The organism is Bacillus sp. CH30_1T, from assembly GCF_008364765.1.
Lineage (GTDB): Bacteria > Bacillota > Bacilli > Bacillales > Bacillaceae_B > Rossellomorea.
Genome location: NZ_VTUY01000009.1, coordinates 175,557 through 182,622, shown reverse-complemented (window position 1 = coordinate 182,622; position 7,066 = coordinate 175,557). Strand labels below are relative to the sequence as shown.

The window sequence follows — 7,066 nt, the reverse complement described above, 5'->3', positions numbered from 1 at the left end:
TCTCAATATACATCGTATGATTTTCAGGAAGACGCAAAAAAAAGAGGCATTATCACAAGCATGTCCCGACGAGGAAACTGCTTTGATAATGCCGTCATCGAATCCTTCCACTCCTCTTTAAAGTCAGAAGAATTCAGCCCTCTGGATCGAGGGAAACTAACCAACCATACAGTACGAAAGAAAATAGAATCGTACATGTATTATTATAATTATTGTCGTCCTTTTACAAAATTAAACTGCCAGACTCCGGTAGAATTTAGAGTCAAGGCAGCTTAGGGGTTTTATTTAGTCTTATTTGACTGTGTCACTCCATATGATCATGCCGGGTTTTTTATTTATAGTATGATTTCATATTTACTATGTCGTCCGTGGATATCGACAACTTCTTTTAATGGATATCGTTTTTGGTAATAGTGGTTCAATCCTTCATTACTCGCGATGCAATCAAAGCGGATAATTTTTTTACCTGCTTCTTGTGCCTCTTTTTCGACCCAATCCAGCAAAGCAGCACCTATGCCTTTTCCTGCATGGTTTCTATGTACGACCAATCGATGTAAATACACAACATCATCCCGCGCATTTTCTCCCCAAAGGTCCAAATCCCATCCACTTGGGTTATTTTCAAGGGTTAGAGTGGAAATGGGTTGACCTTCTTTTTCAACCAGATAGGTCGCCCCGTTTTCGATTGAATGGAGGACCTCTTCTTCGTTTCCATCTAAATCAGTCAGATAGTAACTCCATTGCTTCGTACTTTTTGTCTTTAACCAGGTGGCTGCATTCACTAACAGATCCAAAACCTTTCTTAGATCCTCATTTTTTGCCTGCGTGATTTCATAAACTTCTTCATCGAGTATAAAACGCATGGTCTTTTCTCCTTTCCCCATTTGGTATAGTATCCACTTACCCATTATTTGGACATAAGCTTTGCCAATTCCTTCATTTATGATAAAAACCATCCCTATTTACGCACAGGGATGGTTCCAACTATCACGCATACCACTTATGCCACATATGATCATTTCTGCCTCTTACAAAGGCATCTACCCGGTTACGGCCCCAAGACACAGCTCCCGGTGAAGAACGAACGCCTCCTCTTGGTGCTCCAAGGTCTTCCCAGTTACTCCAGCGGGAACCATTCCACCATTTGTGCCACATATTGTTGTTGTCTCCACGAACAAAGGTATCGATCCGGTTCGGAGCCCATGATGATGCTGCGGGAGCGCCTTCGAATCCTCTAGGCGGTGAGCCCAAGTCCTCCCAGTTACTCCAACGGGATCCATTCCACCACTTATGCCACATCCGGTCATTGTTTCCTCTTACGAAGCAATCGATTCGATTCGGCCCCCAAGATACAGCACCTGGTGAATCTCTAAGGCCTCCTCTTGGTGCTCCAAGATTCTCCCATTGACTCCATCGTCTTCCGTCCCACCATTTATGCCAAAGGTTATTGTCATCTCCTTGAACGAATACATCAAGTCGGTTGGCTTGCCACGTTGCAACGGCAGGGTCGCCCTTGAATCCACGTGGTGGTCCCCCAAGGTCTTCCCATTCATTCCATCTCGAGCCATCCCACCACTTATGCCAAAGTGTATCCCGATTCCCTCTGACAAACGTATCAATACGGTTCGGTCCCCATGACGCGGCAGCCGGGGAACTCCTTAAACCTCTCCTTGGCGCACCGAGATCCTCCCAATTACTCCAGCGGGAACCATTCCACCATTTGTGATACATTCTATCGTTCTCACCTCGAACAAACGTATCCAAACGGTTCGCCTGCCAGGAAGCAGCGGCTGGTGACCCCTTCATCCCCCGCGGTGGTGACCCAAGGTCTTCCCATTCCCGCCAGCTCGCCCGCCAATCAAATGGATCTTCGTAGACTGGTTGTTCATAGAATCCTTGATAAGGATCATAATAGTTCAGCTGTTGTGGATAATACGTGAACTCACGTTGTTGTTCGTAGCCTGGATAATACTGTTGATAAGTATGTGGTAAAAGACCATCTTCATATTGGTTTCTGACTTCTGGCCAACGCGGATAGCATTCTTGTTGAATATCACACGGTATCACAGGATATCGTCGTGGAAAAAACATACTGCATCCCTCCTCTGCATTTACTTTATGCAGGAGCCCAGATAGAGGAGCAAGTACAATTCTTGTCAATGAATAACCTCTTCTTATACATTTTAAAAATATAAAACCTTTAAAACTCGGTTACTGGAAGAAATGCTAATGAATGGAATATCCATTCTTCACCATAAAAAAATAGCACCTCTAACATAGGTGCTATTAATCACACTCTTTATAATTATAAGTGGTTTTCAAACATCCTTCTTTTTGTCTGAGATTGATACTCCGTCCGATTTATAATGCATTTTTACATTTGTGAAAACCTCGGTAGCTCCGTGTTGTATCCCTACTTCCTGGGTCTCTTTAATGACGCTCATAATTTTATCATAATCACCTTCGACCACCGTTTCCATTGGCCCCACTTCATATGTTAAGCCTGATTCTTTTACCACTTCGATCATTTTGGGGATAACTCCATGTGTATCCACGTCTTTTCCGTTTGGCATGGTTTGAAATCCTACTGTTAATGTTGGCATCTACATGCTCCTTTCTCGACTTATTCTATATATTTACCTCCTCCAGAAGCAGATAAACATGTAGAGTTTTATCGGAACGAAATTGAACCTCTCACAATCCCCATCCCGAATAAGAAACCGGAACATAGATTCCTTGTTGAAGACGTCTTTGTATAGTTGGCTTTCATAATTACAGGACCCTCCTTTGTAAATTATTTGCCATTCTACCCTTTCCTTTATGGGGATAAACTTTTCTTAAATGGGTCTAAAAGGTTCAGGAGATGCATCGAAAGCCTTATCGGAAGGTACTTACTATAGTATTAAAAATAAAAACGAGACTGGGACAAAACTAAAAATTCACGATAAAAAGACGAACAATAGAAGTGTAGGTTCTTCATACCGCTAATGATTTCCGTGCAAGACTACGCTTTCCGCGGGTAGCCCGGGAGCCTCCTCGGCAAGCCTGCGGGGTCTCACATAAGCTATTCTTCCCGCAGGAGTCTTCGTCTTGCACTCCAATCAACCGCTGGAAACAGCTAAAATCAAATTTCGAAAATAAATAATTAACCCGAACAAATCTGCACACTAAGAAGCAGGTTTGTTCGGGTTTGAATTAGGCTAAAAAACTTTTGTCCCAGCCTCGTCTTTCCTATTTATTCATGAATGACATACTGTTGATATTTTTCAAAGTCACTTACCTTACACTCAAGGATCATTTTCGTCCCAGATTCTTCATACTCTGTTCCCACTACATTCGCTTGTTCATTGAAATAAGAAATCAAATGGCCTTTATCGTATGGAATTAGCATCTTACACTTTTTGTAATCTTTAAAAATATAGCTCTTCACTACATCCAGTAATTCGTCCATTCCTATTCTATTTTTAGCCGATAAATAAATTCGATCCTTTTCGATTCTAGGAACCTCTCCTTCTACCAACTCTGCCTTATTAAAGGCATAGATAACCGGGATGTCGCCTACTCCAATGTCTTCAAGCGTTTTGTCAGTCACCTTCATCAATTTCTCATAATGGGGATCCGAATAGTCCACCACATGAACGATGAGATCCGCTTCGACGACTTCTTCAAGAGTAGAACGGAACGCCTTAACCAGCTGATGGGGCAGTTTGTTAACGAATCCAACCGTATCTGTCAGGAGAAATGCCTTTTTGTCCGGTAAGGTGATGTTTCTCACCGATGTTTCAAGAGTCGCGAACAGCATATCCTTTTCAAATACTTGTTTGTTCTCGTTTGGATGGAATTTTTCAACGAATGCGTTCATTGTCGTTGACTTCCCGGCATTTGTGTATCCGACAAGGGATACGACCGGGATTTCACTCTTTCGACGCTGCTTACGTTGTGTGGTTCGCAGGTCGACGAGGGAATCCAGCTCTTTATTCAACGCAGTGATTTTCTCTTCAATCTTACGTCGATCAAGCTCGAGCTTCGTTTCACCCGCACCACGGTTCGCAAGTCCTGAGCCGCCACCTTGGCGCCCCAGTGACTCACGGCGTCCTATAAGACGCGGCAGCATGTATTGCAGCTGAGCTACCTCTACCTGCAATTGGGCTTCACGGGTCTTCGCTCGTTCAGCGAAAATATCGAGAATCAACATGGTCCGGTCCATTACCCGAATATCGAGCTTCTCTTCCAGTACACGAATTTGCGAAGGAGACAGCTCATCATTCGAAATGAGCACCTCTGCTTTCCACTCTTCAATGAGTGGCAGTAGCTCTTCAATCTTCCCCTTACCTATATAATGGACATGATTCGGCCGGGGCAGGTTTTGAGTCAGTTCACCGACAACATCCATATGCCTCGCTTCTGCCAATCCATTTAACTCAAGCATCGAATATTCGAAGTCATTATTCTTATCCTTTGTATTAACGCCTATGGCGATTGCTTTTAAACGTTCTTCCATTCCTTCGTCACTTCCTATCTTTTAGTGTGTACAGAAAAAAACACAGGCTTCTGCCTGTGTTTTTCGTAAATGGATTTGAATAAACCGGTGGCACATGAAGAAGACCGCATTTTCCCCTTGTGTTTTCCCAAGAAAAGACACCATATGGCACCACTCGGCAAGTATTCAATTCTATTTTTTAAGAAGACAAGAAAGATGAGCTATTTAGTCTCCCTTCCCTCCATTCAACGTCAAATGAAGAATTCCTTTAAAAATAGTCAGACCGATCCCATTTACCCTGCACACAGGCAGAGCCTTTGAACTTATTCAATTAAGCGTTCAAATTGCGGATGCGTAGTCTGATTAAAATCAAAAGGAAAACCTCCATTTCTCATAAATTATTATCATCTTACCACAAACAGTCGAGGATGGGAAGATATGGTTTGAGGGACGGACCTCCAATTAGCCAAATCCATATCGGAATTACGTATTAGAGGTCCGTCCCTCGCTTCATATGACGGAGAAGCCACAGGTTCAGCCAAGTTAGAAGGAGGATGATCGCAAATTGGGCAATGGAGAGTGAGATATTCCAGTTGTTGGTGTGAAAGAGATTGAGTGCTGCTGTGCATTGTTGAATCACACTCAAGACCGCAATCCAAATAAGGTATCTCCATAGAGTGGGGTAATTCACTTGCCTGCTCAGAAAAATCAATACTGGAACACATAATACTATCAACCGATAAAAGAAATCAAACGGATGTACGTCTTTCACAACATAGTAATAAAGCTCATATCTCCCCTTCAATACCGCGTCTATAAACAAATTCATATATAAGATGAAGAATAGGCTTCCATACCATTCCAGAGGCGTCAAATGAAAGAACGTCTTCTTTACACCAAGCAATTTATCAACGAATCGAAAGTTATATAACAAGATCATATACAAGATTGGATAAATAGGAACGGAGTATATCAATCTCCAGCCACTGTATTGAAAGAAGGTAGAATAGTGAGCGGCCACAAACTCATAACATAATGCAAATAGTGTCCACCCCAGTATGTACATCCCCTTGATGATTAAATTCTTCTTTGCAGGAAAAAAAGCTAAAAACAGGATATTAATCGCTGGGTAAATGCCAATCGCACCTACAAAATCAATCCAGTCCACCCCTGCTTCGAAATAGGAATATAACTTGAACATTCCACCCAAAATGGAATCTGCAAATAAAGCTAAATATATAGAAAACAAAGAAGTAACGTACATCTCGATGATCCGAAGCCTTTTTCTTACCATATAGACGAAACCATTCAGAACAAAGATTGTTATCCACATCAATAGCATATACATCATCCTAGCTATTCTTTAGATGTCTTCATTATTTACATAAATCATGGGAAAGTATTCTAAAAACCATGAATACACGTAACCATAAATAATTATTTTAAGACAAATCCATACTAATAAATACATTTACTGAACAGAAGGAGGCTTATCCATGTCATATCATCCCAAAACAGATTTAACATCAGCTGAACTGGCCATTCTTTGGTCCACATATCAAAGTGACACTTTAGCTCTGTGTGTATTTGAATATTTCCTTGCAAAAAATCAGGACCCTGATACAGCATCCATTCTCCGTTTAGCTCAAGAAAAATCTGAACATCATATTGACTTCATCTCATCCATTTTCAAAGAGGAACAAATCCCTATCCCTTTTGGATTTTCAAAGGAAAAGGACGTGTTCCCAGATGCCCCTGCCATTTATGGCGATACCTTTTTCTTAATGTATCTCCGGCAGATGGCGAAGGTTGGGATGATTACCTATAGCGGGGCAGTTTCCCTTACTGTACGAGAAGACATTCTTGAGTTCTTCCAACAAACCCTTCAATTTTCTAGTGACCTCTACAAAAAAGCAACGGAGACTGGAAAAGAAAAAGGCATTTTAGTAAGGCCCCCATATATTGATTATCCTGAAAAAGTTGAGTTTATTAAGGAAAAATCATATATGAGTTCCAGCCTGAATCCATTTGTCAATAGACGGCCACTGAATGCCATTGAAATATCACATCTATTCCTTAACACGGAAACCAATTTACTCGGGAGCATGATTGCCACAAGCTTCGCACAAATGGCGCAATCAAAAGAAGTAAGAAAATTCATGACCAGGACGCAGGAAATTGCACAAAAGCACCTCAATATATTCAGTGACGCTCTCATCAATAATGATATGCAGGCTCCCATGTCTTGGGATACCAATGTAAAAGCTTCAACTACCCCTGCTTTCTCAGATAAACTGATGATGTTCCACACCACTCTGATAAGCAATGCCGGGATGGGAAACTATGGTACGGCTGCAGCGGCAAGTATGAGAGCTGACCTGGTATCGAATTATTTTAGACTTATACTCGAGGTGGCGGAATTAGGCAAAAGTGGTGCGGACATCTTGATTAATAACGGCTGGCTGGAAGAACCACCTCAATCTGCTGATCGAAAGAAGTTGGCGAAAGATAAGTGATGAGGTGAGGTCCGTCCCTCATCACGTTACCCTACTAAAGAAAAAAACTCCAAATCAACTCTATTCCAAT

7 protein-coding genes are annotated in these 7,066 nt (G+C 41.9%); 2 read left to right on the top strand and 5 right to left on the bottom strand.

The annotated features are described in order from the left end of the window. On the top strand, positions 1–276 hold a 276-nt coding region (locus F0342_RS18980), incomplete at its 5' end, for an integrase core domain-containing protein (RefSeq protein ID WP_149157412.1). Positions 277–335: 59 nt separating this feature from the next. On the opposite strand, the gene F0342_RS18975 is transcribed toward F0342_RS18980, so the two are convergent. The 5 genes from F0342_RS18975 to F0342_RS18955 all read right to left on the bottom strand — a co-directional run bounded on the left by F0342_RS18975 (position 336) and on the right by F0342_RS18955 (position 5,813). Then, positions 336–908: a GNAT family N-acetyltransferase gene (locus tag F0342_RS18975; protein WP_188048615.1), complete on the bottom strand. Its 573-nt coding sequence runs from the start codon at positions 906–908 to the stop codon at positions 336–338. A 79-nt stretch (positions 909–987) separates the two neighbouring features. Then, positions 988–2,091: a PLL family lectin gene (locus F0342_RS18970; protein ID WP_262481811.1), complete on the bottom strand. Its 1,104-nt coding sequence runs from the start codon at positions 2,089–2,091 to the stop codon at positions 988–990. Positions 2,092–2,318: 227 nt separating this feature from the next. Continuing rightward, a complete protein-coding gene (locus F0342_RS18965) occupies positions 2,319–2,603 on the bottom strand; it encodes a thiamine-binding protein (RefSeq protein ID WP_149157410.1) in 285 nt (94 codons plus the stop codon). A gap of 632 nt (positions 2,604–3,235) precedes the next feature. Further along, positions 3,236–4,501 (bottom strand): GTPase HflX, encoded by a 1,266-nt coding sequence (gene hflX / locus F0342_RS18960; RefSeq protein ID WP_149157409.1) that lies wholly within the window; start codon positions 4,499–4,501, stop codon positions 3,236–3,238. Between the two features lie 469 nt (positions 4,502–4,970). Beyond that, the gene (locus F0342_RS18955) at positions 4,971–5,813 is read right to left on the bottom strand and encodes a CBO0543 family protein (RefSeq protein WP_316252633.1); all 843 of its coding nucleotides are present in this window, start codon (positions 5,811–5,813) and stop codon (positions 4,971–4,973) included. 163 nt (positions 5,814–5,976) lie between these two features. On the opposite strand from F0342_RS18955, the gene F0342_RS18950 reads away from it, so the two are divergent. Next, positions 5,977–6,996, top strand: coding sequence for a DUF3231 family protein (locus F0342_RS18950; protein WP_149157407.1), 1,020 nt, complete (start codon positions 5,977–5,979; stop codon positions 6,994–6,996). The last annotated feature ends 70 nt before the right edge of the window (positions 6,997–7,066 follow it).

Excerpts from the sequence above, each read along its gene's own strand:
- F0342_RS18950 (WP_149157407.1), top strand. The coding sequence starts at position 5,977 with ATGTCATATCATCCCAAAACAGATTTAACATCAGCTGAACTGGCCATT.
- F0342_RS18955 (WP_316252633.1), bottom strand. The coding sequence starts at position 5,813 with ATGTGGATAACAATCTTTGTTCTGAATGGTTTCGTCTATATGGTAAGA.
- F0342_RS18970 (WP_262481811.1), bottom strand. The coding sequence starts at position 2,091 with ATGTTTTTTCCACGACGATATCCTGTGATACCGTGTGATATTCAACAA.
- F0342_RS18975 (WP_188048615.1), bottom strand. The coding sequence starts at position 908 with ATGGGTAAGTGGATACTATACCAAATGGGGAAAGGAGAAAAGACCATG.
- F0342_RS18965 (WP_149157410.1), bottom strand. The coding sequence starts at position 2,603 with ATGCCAACATTAACAGTAGGATTTCAAACCATGCCAAACGGAAAAGAC.
- hflX (WP_149157409.1), bottom strand. The coding sequence starts at position 4,501 with ATGGAAGAACGTTTAAAAGCAATCGCCATAGGCGTTAATACAAAGGAT.